Origin of the sequence: Nocardia alba NBRC 108234, assembly GCF_001612665.1 — a bacterium.
In the GTDB taxonomy this organism is placed as follows: domain Bacteria; phylum Actinomycetota; class Actinomycetes; order Mycobacteriales; family Mycobacteriaceae; genus Nocardia; species Nocardia alba.
Window position 1 is genome coordinate 14,701 of record NZ_BDAX01000020.1, and the last position, 18,619, is coordinate 33,319.

14 protein-coding genes and 1 pseudogene are annotated in these 18,619 nt (G+C 67.8%); 9 read left to right on the plus strand and 6 right to left on the minus strand.

The genetic code is table 11. The features are described from left to right. The first annotated feature begins 106 nt into the window (after window positions 1-106). Window positions 107-2,587 (plus strand): endopeptidase La, encoded by a 2,481-nt coding sequence (gene lon / locus NA12_RS22460; protein WP_067454762.1) that lies wholly within the window; start codon window positions 107-109, stop codon window positions 2,585-2,587. A 227-nt stretch (window positions 2,588-2,814) separates the two neighbouring features. On the opposite strand, the pseudogene NA12_RS22465 reads toward lon, so the two are convergent. Then, a pseudogene (locus tag NA12_RS22465) lies at window positions 2,815-3,222 on the minus strand (PaaI family thioesterase); the annotation flags it as partial. 105 nt (window positions 3,223-3,327) lie between these two features. Between NA12_RS22465 and NA12_RS22470 the strand changes: the two are divergent. Then, window positions 3,328-4,395, plus strand: coding sequence for a DNA polymerase IV (locus NA12_RS22470; protein ID WP_174551120.1), 1,068 nt, complete (start codon window positions 3,328-3,330; stop codon window positions 4,393-4,395). 172 nt (window positions 4,396-4,567) lie between these two features. After that, entirely contained in the window at window positions 4,568-5,548 is a 981-nt protein-coding gene (locus NA12_RS22475; RefSeq protein WP_067454771.1) for an acrylyl-CoA reductase family protein, read from the plus strand. 12 nt (window positions 5,549-5,560) lie between these two features. On the opposite strand, the gene NA12_RS22480 is transcribed toward NA12_RS22475, so the two are convergent. Beyond that, window positions 5,561-7,483, minus strand: a complete 1,923-nt coding sequence (locus NA12_RS22480; RefSeq protein ID WP_067454775.1) for an ABC transporter ATP-binding protein — start codon at window positions 7,481-7,483, stop codon at window positions 5,561-5,563. A gap of 235 nt (window positions 7,484-7,718) precedes the next feature. Between NA12_RS22480 and NA12_RS22485 the strand changes: the two genes are divergently transcribed. Then, window positions 7,719-10,517, plus strand: coding sequence for an FAD-binding and (Fe-S)-binding domain-containing protein (locus NA12_RS22485; protein ID WP_067454778.1), 2,799 nt, complete (start codon window positions 7,719-7,721; stop codon window positions 10,515-10,517). 27 nt (window positions 10,518-10,544) lie between these two features. Further along, window positions 10,545-11,492, plus strand: coding sequence for a DNA-3-methyladenine glycosylase family protein (locus tag NA12_RS22490; protein ID WP_067454781.1), 948 nt, complete (start codon window positions 10,545-10,547; stop codon window positions 11,490-11,492). Here the strand turns inward: NA12_RS22490 and NA12_RS22495 are convergent. Further along, a complete protein-coding gene (locus NA12_RS22495) occupies window positions 11,489-11,695 on the minus strand; it encodes a hypothetical protein (protein WP_067454784.1) in 207 nt (68 codons plus the stop codon). The genes NA12_RS22490 and NA12_RS22495 overlap by 4 nt on opposite strands. A gap of 183 nt (window positions 11,696-11,878) precedes the next feature. Between NA12_RS22495 and NA12_RS22500 the strand changes: the two genes are divergently transcribed. Genes NA12_RS22500 through NA12_RS22510 form a run of 3 tightly spaced genes read left to right on the plus strand, consistent with a single transcriptional unit; the run spans window position 11,879 to window position 13,196 of the window. Next, window positions 11,879-12,793: a helix-turn-helix domain-containing protein gene (locus NA12_RS22500; protein WP_067454787.1), complete on the plus strand. Its 915-nt coding sequence runs from the start codon at window positions 11,879-11,881 to the stop codon at window positions 12,791-12,793. Continuing rightward, on the plus strand, window positions 12,790-12,990 hold the full coding sequence (locus NA12_RS22505; RefSeq protein ID WP_067454791.1) for a DUF397 domain-containing protein: 201 nt from the start codon (window positions 12,790-12,792) through the stop codon (window positions 12,988-12,990). The genes NA12_RS22500 and NA12_RS22505 overlap by 4 nt, the downstream gene beginning before the upstream one ends. Then, entirely contained in the window at window positions 12,987-13,196 is a 210-nt protein-coding gene (locus NA12_RS22510; protein WP_067454793.1) for a DUF397 domain-containing protein, read from the plus strand. Before NA12_RS22505 ends, NA12_RS22510 begins: the two co-directional genes overlap by 4 nt. 322 nt (window positions 13,197-13,518) lie before the next feature. On the opposite strand, the gene NA12_RS22520 is transcribed toward NA12_RS22510, so the two are convergent. Genes NA12_RS22520 through sdhC form a run of 3 tightly spaced genes read right to left on the minus strand, consistent with a single transcriptional unit; the run spans window position 13,519 to window position 17,102 of the window. Next, a complete protein-coding gene (locus NA12_RS22520) occupies window positions 13,519-14,265 on the minus strand; it encodes a succinate dehydrogenase/fumarate reductase iron-sulfur subunit (protein WP_067454799.1) in 747 nt (248 codons plus the stop codon). A gap of 2 nt (window positions 14,266-14,267) precedes the next feature. After that, complete coding sequence (locus NA12_RS22525; protein ID WP_067454802.1) at window positions 14,268-16,190, minus strand: fumarate reductase/succinate dehydrogenase flavoprotein subunit; 1,923 nt, start codon at window positions 16,188-16,190, stop codon at window positions 14,268-14,270. 30 nt (window positions 16,191-16,220) lie between these two features. After that, window positions 16,221-17,102, minus strand: a complete 882-nt coding sequence (gene sdhC, locus NA12_RS22530) for a succinate dehydrogenase subunit SdhC (protein WP_067454805.1) — start codon at window positions 17,100-17,102, stop codon at window positions 16,221-16,223. A 204-nt stretch (window positions 17,103-17,306) separates the two neighbouring features. Between sdhC and NA12_RS22535 the strand changes: the two genes are divergently transcribed. Further along, entirely contained in the window at window positions 17,307-18,485 is a 1,179-nt protein-coding gene (locus NA12_RS22535) for a thiolase family protein (protein WP_084473013.1), read from the plus strand. Window positions 18,486-18,619 lie beyond the last annotated feature (134 nt).

The following is an 18,619-nucleotide window of genomic DNA, read 5'->3' on the forward strand; positions in this document are numbered from 1 at the left end:
AATTTCGGCCGACTGTTTTCGCCGTGAGTGAACGGTGCCCACCTGCAGGAACAAACCGGTGAGGGTCCATGTTGAGTCAGCAAAGCTCAACTTTGGAAGGGTCGACATGACTTCAGCTCAGAACCTGCCGGTGCTGTTCCTGACCGATCCGATCGTGCTGCCGGGCATGGTCGTGCCCATCGAACTGGACGAATCCGCGCAGGCCGCCATCGACGCCGCGCAGGCCGCGAAGACCGGTTCGGTGCTGGTCGCGCCGCGACTGGACGAGGGTTACGCGTCCTACGGCGTCGTCGCCACCATCGAACAGGTCGGCCGGATGCGCGGCGGCGCGCCCGCGGCCGTGTTGAAGGCCGAGCGTCGGGCCCGGATCGGGCACGGCGTCACCGGGCCGGGCGCCGCGCTGTGGGTGGAGGCCGAACTCGTCGAGGCGGTCGAGCCCGACGAGCGGACCACCGAGCTCGCCGCGGAGTACAAGAAGCTGGTCGTGGCCGTGTTGCAACGGCGTGAGGCCTGGCAGATCATCGATATCGTCAACCAGCTCGCCGACGCCGAGGCCATCGCCGACACTGCCGGCTACGCGCCGTACCTGTCCGACGACCAGAAGCGCGAGCTGCTGGAAACCCCCGATGTGGCGGTGCGCCTGACCAAGCAGATCGAGTGGATCACCGAGCACATCGCCGAGGTCGAGATCACCGACAAGATCTCCGAGGACGTCCGCGACGGCATGGAGAAGAGCCAGCGCGAGTTCCTGCTGCGTCAGCAGCTCAACGCCATCCGCAAGGAGCTCGGCGAGGACGAACCCGACGGCGCCGACGACTACCGCACCCGCGTGGAGAACGCGGACCTGCCCGAGAACGTCCGCGCCGAGGCGCTGCGCGAGGTAGGCCGGTTGGAACGCGCCAGCGACCAGAGCCCGGAGTCCGGGTGGATCCGCACCTGGCTCGACACCGTGCTCGACCTGCCGTGGACAGTGAAAACCGAAGACAACACCGATGTCTCGGCCGCCCGCGCCGTGCTCGACGCCGACCACCACGGCCTCGACGAGGTGAAGGATCGCATGGTCGAGTACCTGGCGGTGCGTTCACGTCGGGCCGCGCGGGGTCTCGAGGTCGTCGGCGGACGTGGTTCCGGCGCGGTGCTCGTGCTGGTGGGTCCGCCCGGTGTCGGCAAGACCTCGCTGGGTGAGTCGGTCGCGAAAGCACTGGGCCGCGAGTTCGTTCGGGTGGCGCTGGGCGGCGTGCGCGACGAGGCCGAGATCCGTGGCCACCGCCGCACCTACGTCGGCGCGCTGCCGGGCCGGATCGTGCGGGCGGTGAAGGAGGCGGGTTCGATGAATCCCGTTGTGCTGCTGGACGAGATCGACAAGGTCGGCTCCGACTTCCGCGGCGATCCGGCGGCGGCCCTGCTCGAGGTCCTCGACCCCGCGCAGAACCACACCTTCCGCGACCACTACCTCGATCTGGACCTCGACCTGTCCAATGTCCTGTTCATCGCGACCGCCAATGTCATGGACACCATCCCCGGTCCCCTGCTGGACCGTATGGAGCTCATCACCGTCGACGGCTACACCGAGGCCGACAAGGTGGCCATCGCCCGTGACTTCCTGGTCCCCCGCCAGCTGGAGCGCAATGCCTTGACCCCCGAGGAGGTGTCGATCACCGACGCGGCGTTGCGCGAGATCGCGGCGAACTACACCCGGGAGGCGGGTGTGCGTCAAATGGAGCGTCTGGTGGCGAAGGCCCTGCGCAAGGCCGCGACCCGACTGGTCACGAGCGTTGGAGACACGGCTGGGCGCGATAACGCCGCACTCGTCGACAAGGGCGAGCTGGGCGAGGGCGCGGTGCTCGGGTACGACCCCGAACTCGGCTACGACAACGTCATCGACATCGCAGCCGGTCCGCAGCCGGTCGGTCAGGTGACGAGCCTGGTGATCGACCTCGACAACCTCACCGAGTACCTCGGCCGCCCCCGCTTCACCCCGGACTCGATGGAACGCACCGCCGTTCCCGGGGTGGCGACGGGCCTCGCGGTCACCGGCGCCGGCGGCGATGTCCTCTACATCGAGGCCAACGGCGCCGAGGGCGAGCGTTCGCTCACCCTCACCGGCCAACTCGGCGACGTCATGAAGGAGTCCGCGCAGATCGCGCTCACCTACGTGCGCTCACACCTGGCCGAGATCGGCATCGAACCCAAGGTGCTCGACCGCAATATCCACATCCACTTCCCGGCGGGCGCGGTGCCGAAGGACGGCCCTTCGGCGGGCGTCACCATGGTCACCGCCCTGGTGTCACTGGCCCTGGGCCGCCCGGTGCGCGGCGATGTCGGGATGACCGGCGAGGTGACCCTCAACGGCAGCGTCCTGCCGATCGGCGGCGTGAAGCAGAAGCTGCTCGCCGCCCAGCGAGCCGGCCTGAAGACCGTCTTCATCCCGGCACGCAACGAACCGGACCTGGACGAGGTCCCGGCGGACGTGCTGGCCGCCTTGACCGTCCGCCCCGTCGCCGACGTGGCAGACATCCTGGCCTACGCCATCGAACCCGTCGCCGAACCCGCCGCCGACGGTAAGACCTTCGCCGTCAGCGCCTGATCCACGCCGTCGACGGGCCGTGCGCGAGCTGTGCGCGGCCCGTTGACGTGTCCGGGTCAGTGACTGACGGTCGGCGGCAGGACGGGGCCGTCGATGGTGACTACGGCCAGTTGATCGGTGTCGTAGTCGTCCTGGTCGTCGAAGTCGTCGTCATCGAGATCGGCGTCGTCGAAACCGTCCGCGTCCTCCTCGGCGGAGGGGGCGAGGTCCTTCTCGACGCGGCGGGTGGTGCCCTGGGCGACCGCGCACAGGACGGGTTCCTCACCGTCGGTCTCGGCGTAGACGTCGCAGTGGGTGACGGCTTGGCGCCGGGTGGCGCCCAGCACGGTGGCGTGCACGCGCAGGCGCTCGCCCTGGGCCGGACGCAGGTAGGTGATGGTGAAGCCGCCGGTGAGGACGTTGGGGCCCAATACGGTGCCCGCGGCGAAGGTGAGGGCGTTGTCGGCGGCGTAGGCGAGCACCCCGCCGTGTACGAACCCGAACTGCTGCCCGTGTTCGGGCTGGATGTCGATGACCAGAGTCGCCGCGCCGTCACCGAATTCGGTGAGCTCGGTGCCGACCAGACGGGCGAACGGCTGCGCGGCGAGCACCTGGCGCGCCAGGTCGAGGTCGAGGGTGGTGGCTTCGGTCGGCATCGGATGTTTCCGTTCTTCGAGCTCAGTCGTGATCGGTTGGCGCGGTACGGATATTGCCACGCCCGGTTACGCCGGATTGCCGGTGCCATGGGGTATGACGGAACAGTGCCCCGGTGGCTCCTGCATGTCGATCTCGACCAATTCCAGGCGGCGGTGGAATTCCGGCGTCGCCCCGAGCTGCGCGGCCTGCCGGTCATCGTCGGCGGCGATGGTGATCCGGCGCAGCCCCGTAAGGTCGTGACCTGCGCTTCTTATCCCGCGAGGGCCTATGGCGTGCGTGCGGGAATGGCGTTGCGAATGGCGCTGCGCAAGTGTCCGGAGGGTGTTTTCCTGCCCGTCGACATGGCCGCCTACGAGGTGGCCTCCGAGGAGATCATGGCGACGCTGGGCCGGGTGGCCGGTGCGGTCGAGGTGTGGGGAATGGATGAGGCCTTCGTCGCCACCGATGCCGATCCGTGGCCGCTCGCCGCCGAAATACGCACCGCCATCATCGAACTCGGACTGACCTGTGCGGTCGGCATCGGCGACAACAAGCTCACCGCGAAACTCGCCACCGGTTTCGCCAAGTCCACCGGCAAGACCTCCGCCGAACCCGAACACGACCCCGGCGCCGCCACCGGCATCTTTCAACTCACCGCCGCCAACTGGACCGAACTCATGGGCCACCGCCCCACCGACGCGCTCTGGGGCGTCGGCGCCCGCATCGCCGCCCGCATGGCCGACCTCGACATCACCACGGTCGCCGACCTCATGTCTGCCGACCGCGACAGACTCGCCGCCGAATTCGGCCCGAACACCGGCCCCTACCTGTGGGTCCTCGGTCACGGCAAAGGCGATACCGAACTCTCGACCACCCCGCGAATCCCGGTGGGCCGCAGCAAATCCGAAACCTTCCCGCACGACCTCACCGACCCAGAGGAAATCCGCCGTGAGGTCGCGCGCATCGCCACCGAGATCGCCGAGGAAATGCGCGAACACCACCGCGTCAGCACCCGAGTCTCGGTCACCGTCCGCACGAAGACCTTCTACACCCGCACCAAACAGCGAAAACTCCCCACCCCCACCGACGATATCGCCACCATCACCGACGCCGCCCTCGCGATCATCGCCCACTTCGACCTCGACCGCCCGGTCCGGCTGCTCGGCGTCCGACTCGAACTGCTCCCGCCCTGAACCGGCCGCGCGATCGCCGGACCGGCCCGGATCAACTAGGTTCGGTGGTACATGGGTAACTCACCGGGGACGGGCCTGACACACGTTCGGCTGATCCGGCGGCCGCGTCGCTACTGGTAGCGCCGATCAGTCCGGCCACATTACCCGGAGAGGCGGAACTGTGTTCTCTGCGATGGTTGCCCGTGAAACCGACGGTGGGATCGTTCTCGCTCGCGAAACGGTGGGCGATGACTTCCTCGGCACCGGCGAGGTGACGATCAAGGTGCACTACTCGAGCGCGAACTACAAGGATCTGCTGGCGATCACGCCGCGCGGCGGAGTGGTTCGCGAGTATCCGATCGTGCCGGGCATCGACCTCACCGGTGAGGTGATCGCTTCGGAGACAGACGATTTCGCCCCCGGCGACCAGGTCATCGCGCACGGCTACGACCTGGGAGTCTCGCGTAACGGCGGCTTCGCCGAGTACACCAGGGTGCCCGCCGAATGGGTGGTGCGCCTCGACGGTCTCGACACCCGCGACGCCGCCACCATCGGCACCGCGGGCTTCACCGCCGCCATGAGCGTGCAGGCGCTGCTCGACCACGGCCTGACCCCCGACGACGGCGCCGTCCTGGTCACCGGCGCGACCGGCGGCGTCGGCACCGTCGCCGTCGACATCCTCTCCGGCCTCGGCTTCGAGGTGATCGCCTCCACCGGCAAGACCGACGCGAACGACCTGCTCGCCGAGCTCGGCGCCAACGAGGTCATCGGCCGATTCCCCCTCGACCCCGATGCCAAGCCGCGCCCGCTCAACAAGGCCAACTGGGCAGCCGCGGTCGACAGCGTCGGCGGCGCCTCGCTGGCCCACGTCCTCAGCGCCATCGGCTACGGCGGCGCGGTAGCGGCGAGCGGTCTCACCGGCGGCGCCGAGCTGCCCACCACCGTGCTTCCGTTCATTCTGCGCGGCGTCAGCCTGCTCGGCATCGACTCGGTTGCGCTCCCGATCGAGAAGCGCCGCGCCCTGTGGACCGCACTGGGCAAACAGCTTCGCCCCCAGCATCTCTCGACGATCGAGTCGTTCACGCCGATCACCGAGGTCGGCACCGTCCTGCAGGCGATCAAGGACGGCACCCACTCCGGGCGCACCGTGATCGGCGTGGCCGACGGGTTCTGAGCCGCACCGCGCTCACCCCTGCGGCCAGGACGCGGACTCGATCAGGTTCTCCGCGATGACCGCCGGGGTTACCGGGTCGTCGGCGAACTGGGTTCGGTAGAGCTCGGCGTAGCGACCATCGGCGTTGAGGAGACCGGCGTGGGTGCCGCGTTCGATGATGCGTCCGCCCTCCAGAACCAGGATCTGGTCGGCGGCGCGGATGGTGGACAGGCGGTGGGCGATCACCAGCGCGGTGCGGCCGGTGAGGGCTTCGGTGAGCGCTTCCTGCACCGCGGCCTCCGAGGTGGAGTCGAGCGACGCGGTCGCCTCGTCCAGGATGACGACCTTCGGCTGCTTGAGCAGCAGGCGGGCGATGGTGAGCCGTTGACGCTCACCGCCGGACAGCCGGTAGCCGCGTTCGCCGACCACGGTGTCCAGCTCGTCGGCGAGGGAGGCGACCAGGTCGCCGAGGCGGGCGCGACGCAGGGCGTCCCACAGTTGTTCCTCGGTGGCATCCGGCTGGGCCAGCAGCAGGTTCGCGCGGATGGTGTCGTGGAACAGGTGCCCGTCCTGGGTGACCAGGCCGACGGTGCGCTGGATGGATTCGATGGTCAGGTCGCGCACATCGGAGCCGTTGAGGCGAACCGCGCCGGAGTCGACATCGTAGAGCCGCGACACCAGCTGGGCGATAGTGGATTTGCCCGCGCCGGAGGAACCGACCAGCGCGATGAGCTGCCCCGGTTCGGCCCGCAGCGACACCTCGTGCAGCACCTCGACGCCGCCGCGCCGGTCCAGGGTCGCGACGTCTTCCAGTGAGGCGAGCGAGACCTTGTCGGCCGACGGGTACCCGAAGTTCACCGCGTCCAGCTCCACCGAGACCGGACCGTCGGGCACCGGGGTGGCGTGCGGGGAGTCCTCGATCAGCGGCTTCAGGTCGAGCACCTCGAAGACGCGCTCGAAACTCACCAGCGCCGACATGATCTCCAGGCGGGCGCTGGCCAGCGCGGTGAGCGGAACGTAGAGGCGGGTGAGCAGCAGCGAGAGCGCGACGACCGAGCCCGCGTCGAGGCTGCCGGTCAGCGCGTACCAGCCGCCGAGGCCGTAGACCAGCGCGAGCGCGAGCGCGGAGACCAGGGTGAGCGAGGTGACGAAGGTGGTCTGCAGCATGGCGGTGCGAACGCCGATGTCACGCACCCGGGTGGCGCGCACCGCGAACTCCGACGACTCCTGCCTCGGCCTGCCGAACAGCTTCACCAGGGTGGCGCCGGGGGCGGAGAAGCGCTCGGTCATCTGGGTGCTCATGGCCGCGTTGAGCTGGGCCGCTTCGCGCTGCATGGCGGCGAGTTTGTTGCCGGCGCGCCGGGCGGGGATGACGAAGACGGGCAGCAACACGAGCGCGAGCAGGGTGATCTGCCAGGAGATGGTGAGCATGACGGCGAGGGTGAGTACCAGGGTGACCAGGTTGGTGACCACGCCGGAGAGCGTGTCGCTGAACGCCCGCTGCGCGCCGATCACATCGCTGTTGAGCCGGCTCACCAGCGCGCCGGTCCTGGTCCTGGTGAAGAACGCCACGGGCATCTTCTGCACATGATCGAACACGGCGGTCCGCAGATCGAGGATGAGACCCTCACCGATCCGGGCCGAGAGCCAGCGGATCACGATACCGAGCCCCGCGTCGAGGATCGCCAGGCCCGCGATGGCCAGTGCCAGCAGCACCACCGTGCGCGGCGCCGCACCGTCGACGATCCCGTTGACAACGTGCCCCGCCAGAATCGGGGTGGCCACACCGAGCACTGCGGCCACCACACTGAGCAGGAGGAATCCGCCGATCCGCCGCCGGTGATGCTCAGCGAACCGCAGAATCCGGCGGGCCGTCGCCATGCTGAACGGGCGCCGCTCCTCCGGCGCGTTCGCGCGTCGATACATCTGGCTGTATGCCACTGATTCGATACTCACTGCACTCTCCTCGAGGCTCCCCGCCCATTGAACTCCTGCCCACCGACACTAAAACCTCAACAAAGGTTGACTGCAAATGCTTTCCGGGTGCGCCGGGTTCAGCGCACAGCGAAACCGGACGCCGAGTCCGGCACTCGCGCGTTCGGAACCGCCGGTTCCCGAGACCTGGATACGTCGGCGGTAGCGCGTGCGACGGCCGACCGGTGACCACCCGACGGCGGAATAGGCTGGTCGGGTGGACGACGACCGGAGCTCGGAAAAGCTGGCCGACGCACTGCGCGCGCGGATCGACTGCCCCGTCGACGCGTCGGTGCGCAGACGCGTCGAATACTCCGCCGACGCTTCCAACTACCGCGTTCGGCCCGCCATGGTCGTGTTTCCCCACTGCGAGGACGATGCCGCCGCCGCCGTGAGCTTCGCGCGCGAGAACGGGCTGTCGGTCACCGCGCGCGGCGCGGGCACCTCGGTCGCGGGCAATGCCATCGGCCCCGGCATCGTGCTGGATTTCAGTCGGCACATGAACGCCGTGCTCGCGGTCGACGTCGAGGCGCGCACCGCGCTCGTGCAGCCGGGCGTGGTGCTGTCGGATCTACAACGGCGGCTGTGCCCGCACGGATTGCGTTTCGGGCCGGATCCATCGACGCAGGACCGTTGCACCATGGGCGGGATGATCGGCAACAACGCGTGCGGACCGCACGCGTTGGCCTGGGGCCGCACCTCCGATACGGTTCGTGAGCTGCGCGTACTCGATGGCACGGGGGCGCGCCGGACCCTCGGCGCGGACCTGGCGGCGGTGCCGGGATTGGCGGAGTTCACCACCAGGAACCTGGCCGTGCTGCGCACCGAACTCGGACGGTTCGATCGTCAGGCGTCCGGCTACGGGCTGGAACACCTACTGCCGGAACGTGGTTCGTCGGCGGCTCAGGCATTCGTCGGGTCCGAGGGGACCTGTGGACTGCTGACGCACGCGCGGGTCGCGCTCACGCCGGTGCCCGCCGCGACCGTCCTCACGGTGCTCGGCTACCCCGATATCGCCTCCGCCGCGGACGATATCGCCGCGATCATCGGCTGCGCGCCGATCGCGGTCGAGGGCATCGACGCCGGTCTCGTCGATGTGGTCCGCGCGCATCGGGGGACCGTGCCCGAGCTGCCGCGCGGACGCGGCTGGCTGTTCGTCGAAACCGCGGGAGCGAGCCCGGCCGAGGCGCTGGCCGGGGCCCGGCGACTGTGCGCGGTCAGCCATGCCGACGATCACCGGATCGTCACCGATCCGTTCGCCACGGCCGCGCTGTGGCGCATCCGGGCCGACGGCGCAGGCCTGGCCGGCCGAACCCCCGACGGGCAGCCCGCGTGGCCGGGGTGGGAGGACGCCGCTGTCCCACCGGCGAACCTGGGCGCGTATCTGCGCGAATTCGCCACGCTCACCACCGAATACGACGTGCGGGGACTGCTGTACGGGCACATCGGCGACGGTTGCATCCACGTCCGCCTCGACTTCCCGATCACCGACGCGCCACGGCGATTTCGCGCCTTCCTCTTCGATGCCGCCGAACTCGTTGTGCGCCACGGCGGGTCGCTCTCGGGCGAACACGGCGACGGCCGCGCCAGATCCGAACTGCTCGAGGTGATGTACTCCCCCGCTGCCCGCGCGGCCTTCGCGGGCTTCAAGTCCCTGTTCGATCCCGACGACATCCTCAACCCCGGCGTCCTCGTCGCCCCGAATCCCGTCGACGCCGACCTGCGGGTCGCCGGTCTCGTCCGCGTCCCCGCACACGGTTTCGCCCTGGCCGCCGACTCCGGCGATCTATCCACAGCTGTGCACAGATGTGTAGGAATCGGCAAGTGCCGCACGGACACTCGGGGGTCCGGCGGTTTCATGTGTCCCTCGTACCTGGCTACCGCCGACGAGAAGGACACCACCCGCGCGCGGGCCAGAGTGCTCCAGGAGGTCGTCCGCGGTGAACTGGACTGGCGTGCGCCCGCGGTCGAGGAATCGCTCGACCTCTGTCTCTCGTGCAAGGCCTGCGCCGCCGACTGCCCCGCGGGCGTCGACATGGCCACCTACAAATCCGAGGCGCTGTATCGCCGCTACCGCGGACGCTTGCGTCCGCTGGATCACTATGTCCTCGGCCGGCTTCCGCGCTGGCTCGCCATCGCCGTGCGCGTCCCGCGCCTGGCCAACGCCATCGCCGCCCGGACGCACCTGCGCCGCGCGGGCATGCGCCTGGTCGGAATCGACCCGAGACGGGCAGCGCCGCGCCTTGCCCCGAAGTCGTTCCGCCGATCGTTCGACGGCGACGACCGCACCGGTACCGCTGAGGTCATGCTGTGGATCGACACCTTCACCGACACCTTCGATCCGGAAAACGCCGCCGCCGCCACGCAACTGATCGAACAACTCGGTTATCGCGTGCGCATTCCCGACAACCGGGTCTGCTGCGGTCTCACCTGGATCAGCACCGGCCAACTGGACGGCGCTCGCACCCGGCTGCGCGCCACCGTGGACGCACTGGCCGCCCATGTGGCGGCGGGTGGGCTGATCGTCGGCCTCGAACCATCGTGTACCGCCACCCTGCGCGCCGACCTCCCCGAACTGCTCCCCGACGATCCGCGAGCCCGACAGGTCGCGGCTTCGGTCCGCACCCTCGCCGAGTTCCTGCTCTCGCACCCCACCTGGCAACCACCCCGTCGACCGCACGACACCGTGATCGTCCAACCGCACTGCCACCAGCACGCGGTAGGTGGCTTCGACGCCGAACGCCGAATTCTGGCCGCGATGGGCGTCACCGTCGAGGAACTGGCGGGCTGCTGTGGCCTGGCGGGCAACTTCGGCATGCAGCGCGGCCACTACGACATCTCGGTCGCGGTCGCCGAGAACGCCCTGCTCCCGGCGTTGCGAAACGCCCCGCCGAACGCGGTCCTGCTGGCCGACGGCTTCTCCTGCCGAACCCAGGCCGACCAACTCGGCCACACCCCCGGCCTGCATCTGGCCAGATACCTGCTCGCTCGCCCGGGCGGACCGGCTGCCGATTGACGCCGGTCACAGGCGCACAATGGTCGAATGCGTGACCAGACCCTGGACCCGGACCTGGCCTCGGCCTGCCTGTCCAGGACCGTCCGGTCGAGCAGGCCCTTCGATGTCGGCATCACCGTGTCGCCCCTGCGTCGCGGTGGTGGCGATCCCTGCCACCACGTCGGCCCGGACGGCAGCCACTGGCACGCCTCGCGGATGCCGACCGGCGTGGTCACCTACCGGCTGACCCAGGACGGTCGTGACGGCGCCGCCGCCCACGCCTGGGGCCCCGGAGCGGAGGAATTCCTGGCCGGTCTCGACCGGATGCTCTGCCTCGAGGAAGACCTCGACGACTTCGCCCCCGAACACCCCATCCTGGCCGAGGCCCACCGCATGGTTCCCGGCCTGCGCATGCTGAAGACCGGCCTGGTGCTGGAATCGCTGATCCCGGCCATCCTCGAACAGAAGGTGCACACGAAGTCGTCGTTCGCGGCCTGGCGCACCCTGGTTCGTGAGTTCGGGACGAAGGCGCCGGGCCCGGCGCCCACCGGCCTGATGGTGGCACCGGACGCCGAGACCTGGCGACTGATCCCGTCGTGGAAGTACCACCGGGCCAATGTCGGGCCGCAGCGCGCGCAGACCATCGTGCGCGCGGCCCGAGTCGCCGACTCGATCGAACGCACCGCCACCGTCGAACCGGGCGAGGCCGCGCGACGGTTGCGCAGCCTGCCCGGCATCGGTGTGTGGACGGTGGCCGAGACCGCGCAGCGCGCCTTCGGCGACGCCGATGCCCTCTCGGTCGGTGACTATCACCTCGCCGCCGTCGTCGGCTGGAGCCTGCTCGGCCACCCGATCGACGACGACGCGATGATCGAATACCTACGACCGCTACAACCCCACCGCTACCGCGCGGTGCGACTGCTCGGGCTCAGTGGGCAGGCACGCAAACCGAAATTCGGCCCACGTGACCCGATCACCGACCACCGACATCGCTAGCGGGTCGCGCGCGCGTCCAGGACGCAGCGACCCGCTTCGACGAGGGTGTTGCGCGCCCGTCTGCGCACCCGACACTCTTCGACCGTGCAGTCGAGGTGTAGTTGCATGGCGGCATGGGCTTGGTAGGGCTCCATCGGACCGGGATCGATGGAGCAACTCATCAGTGCTGTGGCGATGCGCATGTTCACTTCGCTCAATTGCATGACAACAGCACAGCACGCAAATGCCCGGCTAACGGGCAGTACACGCGCGAAAGGAGTGATTTACCGCGAATTCCCAGCACGACATCCATGGGGGAGTGCAGGATTCCCCACACTGGACGGAAATCCACTGCCGCGGCGGGGCCTGGCGGGGTGATGGCTATGCGACACAGAAGGAGTGGGGCTGTGGCAGCTGACGCATCGAACAGAACAGGCGGGCAGGCGGGCGCCTCCTCTACCCTGCCGCGCCGCCAACTCGGCCGCTACCTGCGTGACTGGCGCACCAAGGCCGGACTCACCATCGCCGAGGCGGCCCGGCTGATGGAATGGGGCGCGAGCACCCTGCAGCGACTGGAAAAGGGGCAGGCCGACCGCATCCGGACCATCGACATCCACGAACTGTGCCGGATCTACGGCATTCCCGACGATCTCGCCGAAGGGTTCGCCGGTCTCGCGCAGCAGGCCGCCGTGAAGAGTTGGTGGCACGCCTACGGCGATTTGATACCGGAGAACTTCGATATCTATGTGGGCTTGGAGGCATCGGCGCAGCGGTTGCGCGCCTACCAGTCCGAGCTCGTCCCCGGTCTGCTGCAGACCGCGGAATACGCTCGCGCGCTGAATCATCTGGGCTTTCCCCAGGATTCGGCCGACGAGCTCGATCGGCGGGTTGCCCTACGGCTGCAACGTCAGACGCTCATCACCCGCAAGCATTTGCCCGCCGAGATCGATGTGATTCTGCACGAATCGGTATTGCGCACCATCGTCGGTGATGCGATGGTGATGGCTGCGCAGTTGCGACATCTCGCCGACGGAAGCACCCGAAGTAATGTCGCACTGCGTATCCTGCCGTTTACCGCCGGTGTTCCACTCGGAGTCTCGACCGGACCTTTCACGGTTCTCGAGTTCGGCACCGACGGTAAGGGGCAACCGGTCGAACCGCCGGTTGTGTACGCAGAAGGCTTTACCGGTGATCTCTACCTGGAACGACGCGCGGATGTTCGAAGGTATGACCGGGCTCATGAATGCCTCCAGCGTCAAGCGCTGGACATCCAACCGACTAGAGACCTGCTACAGCGGGTCGCGAAGGAGTATGTGGCATGAGTTTCGATCTAGTCGACGCACACTGGTTCAAGAGCACCCGCAGCGGTGCGGGCAAGGATTGCGTCGAAGTAGCCTTCCTGTTCGGTGGGCATGTCGGGGTGCGCGACAGCAAGAACCCCGCCGGTCCCGCCCTGGTCTTCGACGGCGATAGCTGGGATGCATTCACCCGTGGTATCGACACCGGCGCGTTCGCGTGAACACCAAGCGCGACATCGACACCGCCGACGCCACCTGGCTGCGGGCGGGCACCGCTGACGGCAGCGTGGAGGTTGCCATGCTGGCCGACGGGTACGTCGCCCTGCGCGACAGCAAGAATCCCGGCGGCCCGGTGTTGATCTTCACCCCGAGTGAATGGACCGCGTTCACCGCGGGCGTACACGACGGCGAGTTCGATCGTCCTTGATCCTGTTAGATCACAGAACGATAGAGTTTCGGCATAGGGCGAGGTTTGATGCTGTGTCGGATCGGGTAACCCGGGTATATGGACCGAGGGTTGAAGAAAATGCCACCCCGGTACCGGAGGCTAGCGCCTGAGGACGGGGTGGAACGCCTGATCGTGATACTGCTGTTCGCGGTATCGTCGATCGGAATCTACGTACTCACCAGCTCTTTGCTGTCAGCGCTGTTCATCGGATTACTGGTCGGATTAGTCGCTGTGGGTACTGTCGCTGTCTTGTAGACAGCTGTCGCTGCGGGGTTTCGGGGCCCCGCAGCGACACCCGTTCCTACCGCCTGAAGAGTTTATTGCCGAGCCAGACAATCGGGTCGTAGCGCTGATCCACGACCCGTTCCTTCAAAGGGATCAACGCGTTGTCGGTGATCTTGATGTGCTCGGGGCATACGTCCGTGCAGCACTTGGTGATATTGCAATAGCCCAAACCTGCTTCCTCCTGGGCCATTTCGCGACGATCCCGCGTGTCGAGCGGGTGCATCTCCAACTCTGTGATACGCATCAGATAACGCGGGCCCGCGAAGGCTGTCTTGTTCTCCTCGTGATCACGCACCACATGGCAGGTGTCCTGACAGAGGAAGCACTCGATGCACTTGCGGAACTCCTGGGAGCGTTCCACGTCCACCTGCTTCATTCGGTACTCGCCCGGTGCGAGACCCGCGGGTGGCGCGAAAGATGGTATTTCCCGCGCTTTTTCGTAGTTGAACGAGACGTCGGTGACCAGATCCTTGATGATCGGAAACGTCCGCATCGGGGTAACGGTGATGACCTCGTCCGTCGCGAATGTCGACATCCGCGTCATACACAGCAGGCGCGGGCGGCCGTTCACCTCCGCCGAACACGAACCACACTTGCCCGCTTTGCAATTCCAGCGAACAGCGAGATCGGGAGTCTGGGTGGCCTGGAGGCGATGGATGATGTCGAGCACCACTTCGCCCTCGTTCACCGCTACCGTGTAGTTCTCGAGGCTGCCGCCGTCGATGTCGCCGCGCCAGACCCGGAACCGGGCGTCGTATCCCATGGTTACGCCTTTCCCTCGGCTGCCGGGTGCGCAGCCAATTCTTGCTCGGTGTAGTACTTTTCGAGCTCGCTCAGTTCGAACAGGGCGAGTAGTTCGGCACGCATCGGCGTCTGCTCGGCCGGGGTGACGGTGACGTCGGGGATCTGGGCGTCCGACGCCGGATCGACGGCGCACACCAGCAGTGTGTTGCGCCAGTCCGGGTTCATGCCGGGGTGATCGTCGCGGGTATGGCCACCTCGGCTCTCGGTGCGCAACAGCGCTGCCCGGGCCACACATTCGCTGACGATCAGCATGTTGGCCAGGTCGAGGGCCAGGTGCCAGCCGGGGTTGAACGGGCGTTTGCCCGTCACCGTCACATTGGCGTAGCGGGCGCGCAGCTCGTTCAGCTTGTCGATCGCCGCGCGGACCTCGTGTTCCTTGCGGATGATGCCGACCAGGTCGTTCATCGTCTGCTGGAGTTCGGCGTGCAGGGTGTACGGATTCTCGCCGGCACCCTCGGCGGGCGAATCGAACGGCGCCAGCGCGGTTTTCGTGGCCGCGTCGATATCGGTCTCGGACGGCTTCGGTTTGTCGGTCAGTTGTTGCACGTAGGCCGACGCGCCGAGCCCGGCCCGGCGGCCGAACACCAGCAGGTCCGACAGCGAGTTGCCGCCGAGCCGGTTGGAGCCGTGCATACCGCCGGAACACTCACCGGCGGCGAACAATCCGGGCACCAGCGCCGCACCGGAATCGGGGTCCACCTCGATCCCGCCCATCACATAGTGGCAGGTCGGCCCGACTTCCATCGGCTCGGCGGTGATATCCACATCGGCCAGTTCCTTGAACTGATGGTGCATCGAGGGCAGCCTGCGGACGATCTCGTCGGCGGGCATGCGCGAGGCGATATCGAGATAGACGCCGCCGTGCTCGGTGCCGCGACCCGCCTTCACCTCCTCGTTGATCGCCCGCGCCACCTCATCGCGGGGCAGCAGATCGGGTGTGCGGCGCGCGGAATCGTTGTCGCGCAACCACTGATCTGCCTCCTCCTCGGTTTCGGCGTACTGGCCCTTGAAGACCGCCGGGATGTAGTCGAACATGAACCGCTTGCCCTCGGAGTTCTTCAGCACACCGCCGTCGCCGCGTACGCCCTCGGTGACGAGGATGCCCTTCACGCTCGGCGGCCAGACCATGCCGGTGGGGTGGAACTGCAGGAACTCCATATTGATCAGCGTCGCGCCGGAGCGCAGGGCCAGCGCGTGACCGTCGCCCGTGTACTCCCATGAGTTCGACGTCACCGTGTAGGACTTGCCGATGCCGCCGGTGGCCAACACGATGGCGGGCGCCGTGAACAACACGAGCCCGCCCGATTCGCGCCAGTAGCCGAACGCGCCAGCGATAGCGCCCGCGTCGGTGAGCAATTCGGTGATCGTGCACTCGGCGAAGACCTTGATCCTGGCCTCGTAGTCGCCGGTCTGCGCGTAGTCCTCCTGCTGCAACGAAACGATCTTCTGCTGCATCGTGCGGATCAGTTCGAGGCCGGTCCGGTCGCCGACGTGGGCCAGGCGTGGATAGGTGTGGCCGCCGAAGTTGCGCTGGCTGATCCGGCCGTCGGCGGTCCGATCGAACAGCGCGCCATAGGTTTCCAGTTCCCACACCCGGTCGGGCGCCTCCTGGGCATGCAGCTCGGCCATGCGCCAGTTGTTGAGGAACTTGCCGCCGCGCATGGTGTCCTTGAAGTGCGTCTGCCAGTTGTCCTTCTCGTTGGCATTGCCCATCGACGCCGCGCAACCACCCTCGGCCATCACGGTATGCGCCTTGCCGAACAGCGACTTACACACCACCGCCACCGAAAGCCCTTGTTCGCGTGCCTCGATCACGGCTCGCAGACCCGCGCCGCCCGCCCCGATCACCACGACGTCGTAGTCGTGCCGTTCCACGTCTGGCATTGAAATACAAGCTCCTCGTGTTGTCGCGGCTCAGTTGACGAACCGCAGGTCCGAAATGGTGTGGCTCGCAACCAACATCACGTAGAAGTCGGTGAGCACGAGGGTGCCGAGGGTGGTCCAGGCCAGCGCCATATGGCGGGTGTTGAGCTTGGAGATCTGGGTCCAGTACCAGTACCGCACCGGATGGGCGGAGAAGTTCTTGAGCCGTCCGCCCGCGATGTGCCTGCACGAATGACACGACAGGGTGTAGGCCCACAGCAGGATCACATTGACGGCCAGCACGATATTGCCGAGGCCGAAACCGAAACCGCCACCGCTGCCGTGGAACGCCGTGATCGCGTCGTAGGTGTTGACCAGCGAGACCACCAGCGCCACATAGAAGAAGTAGCGGTGCGCGTTCTGGATGATCAACGGCAACCGCGACTCGCCGGTGTAGCGCGCGTGCGGTTCGGCCACCGCGCAGGCGGGCGGGGAGAACCACACCGAGCGGTAGTAGGCCTTGCGGTAGTAGTAGCAGGTCAGCCGGAAGCCGAGCAGGAACGGCAGCACCACGAAACCCAGCGGGATCCACATCGGCAGCTCGGGAAACGGGGTGCCGAAATGCGCCGAGCCCGGTGCGCACGAATCGCTCAGGCACGGTGAGTAGAACGGTGTCAGATAGTGGAACTCGGGCACCCAGTAGGCCGTCCGCACAAAGGATCTGATGGTCGCGTAGGTGACGAACGCGGCCAGTCCGAGCGCGGTGAACAGCGGCGGTAGCCACCAGCGGTCGGTGCGCAGGGTGCGCGCGGAAATGCGGGCACGGGTCCTGCTGAAGACGCCGGTGCCCGCGGAATGGGTGGCGGGGGCGGCGGTCGGTGCGGCACTCACGGTGGATGCCTCGCTGATCTTCGGGTCTGCGGCAGTAATCATTACCCACCGCGATGGATTGTGATGTGGAGCACCATACGCCTGTGTTCGCGCCGCTCGCCGAGGGTCTCGCCTACTCGGTTGTCACGCATGCCGGTGATCTCGATCACAGCCGCGATGTCGCGACGACCCGTCATATCCGTGCAACAAACCTGTGGTGCCCTGTGACAAGTGAGCCCGGCACCGGGTAGAGGAGCGTGACGCGCAATGAGAAGAGCCGCGATCGTGGCACCCGTCCGCACGCCCAGCGGCGTCGAAGGTGGTGCGTTGTCGGGTATGCCAGCCGAATGGCTGGCGACCACGGTGCTGTCAGCCGTGATCGAGCGCTCGGGAATCGACCCGCTCCGCATCGACGATGTGGCGATGGCCTGTATCGACGGCCGCCTCTCCGACGTGCCCGCGGTGGGCTCGCTCGCCGCTCGCGGTGCCGGGTTACCCTTCGCGGTACCCGGTTTCGTGACCGACAAGCACGGCGGCAGCGGCCTGCAAGCCGTGATCACCGCGGCGATGATGGTGCAGACCGGCGCGGCCGACGTGGTTGTGGCGGGCGGGGTGGAATGCGCGTCGGCCCAGTCGCGCCCGCCCGGTGGGACCGCGGGATTGCGCAATGCCGAGCGGCTGGCGCACTACTACGGAATCGGCCGCGGCGCCGCCGACGAGTTCGCGGTGGCCAGCCATCGCAAGGCCGCCCGCGCCTGGCGGCAGGGTGCGTTCGCGGCCGAGGTCGTCGGCGTGGCCGCAGGCTACGGCGATCACCAGATCACCCGGGACGAGGGCGTGCGCGACGACCTGTCCACCCACACACTGGCCGGCTTGCGCCCACTGCTCGCCGAGGGCGTGGTGACGGTCGGTAACATGAGCTCGCACCGGCTCGGGGCATCGGCGTGCCTGGTCGTGGCCGAGGATCGACTCGACGAACTCGGCCTGACGCCGATGGCGTTCCTCGCAGGCTGGGCCGCCGCGGGCTGCGACAGCGCGGGCCCCGGACTGGGCGCGGCACCCGCGGTATCGAAGCTGCTCAGTCGCACCGGCTGCGGCCTGGACGAAATCGATCTGCTGGAGATCAACGAAGGCTATGCAGTAGAGGTGCTAGCGCTGGCCACCGAATGGGAACTGGACCCCCTCGACCGCCTCAACGTCAACGGCTCCGACCTCGCACTAGGCCACCCCGTAGGCGCCACCGGCCTACGAATCATGACCACCATGCTGCACGAACTCGGCCGTACCGGCGGCCACTACGGCCTAGAGGCCATCGCCCTAGGCCACGACCACGGCATCGCCGCCCTATTCGAATCCGCCGAGACGGACGCCCCCGCCGAAGTACCTCGCGGCGCCCGCTTCCACGGCTCCCGAACCCGCAAACCAGGCCGTCACCGGGCCGGTTAGGCACCGGGCTGGGCCGACACCGGGCTGGGCCGACACCGGGCTGGGCCGACACCGGGCTGGGCCGACACCGGGCTGGGCCGACACCGGGCTGGGGCTAACCACCCGGGCCCGGTAACCCCCGTATGTCTCTACCC

Bases quoted from the DNA above. Each gene is read 5' to 3' on its own strand.
- lon (WP_067454762.1), top strand. From the start codon at position 107: ATGACTTCAGCTCAGAACCTGCCGGTGCTGTTCCTGACCGATCCGATC.
- NA12_RS22475 (WP_067454771.1), top strand. From the start codon at position 4,568: ATGGTTGCCCGTGAAACCGACGGTGGGATCGTTCTCGCTCGCGAAACG.
- NA12_RS22490 (WP_067454781.1), top strand. From the start codon at position 10,545: ATGCGTGACCAGACCCTGGACCCGGACCTGGCCTCGGCCTGCCTGTCC.
- NA12_RS22495 (WP_067454784.1), bottom strand. From the start codon at position 11,695: ATGCAATTGAGCGAAGTGAACATGCGCATCGCCACAGCACTGATGAGT.
- NA12_RS22505 (WP_067454791.1), top strand. From the start codon at position 12,790: ATGAGTTTCGATCTAGTCGACGCACACTGGTTCAAGAGCACCCGCAGC.
- NA12_RS22520 (WP_067454799.1), bottom strand. From the start codon at position 14,265: ATGGGATACGACGCCCGGTTCCGGGTCTGGCGCGGCGACATCGACGGC.
- NA12_RS22525 (WP_067454802.1), bottom strand. From the start codon at position 16,190: ATGCCAGACGTGGAACGGCACGACTACGACGTCGTGGTGATCGGGGCG.
- sdhC (WP_067454805.1), bottom strand. From the start codon at position 17,102: ATGATTACTGCCGCAGACCCGAAGATCAGCGAGGCATCCACCGTGAGT.
- NA12_RS22535 (WP_084473013.1), top strand. From the start codon at position 17,307: ATGAGAAGAGCCGCGATCGTGGCACCCGTCCGCACGCCCAGCGGCGTC.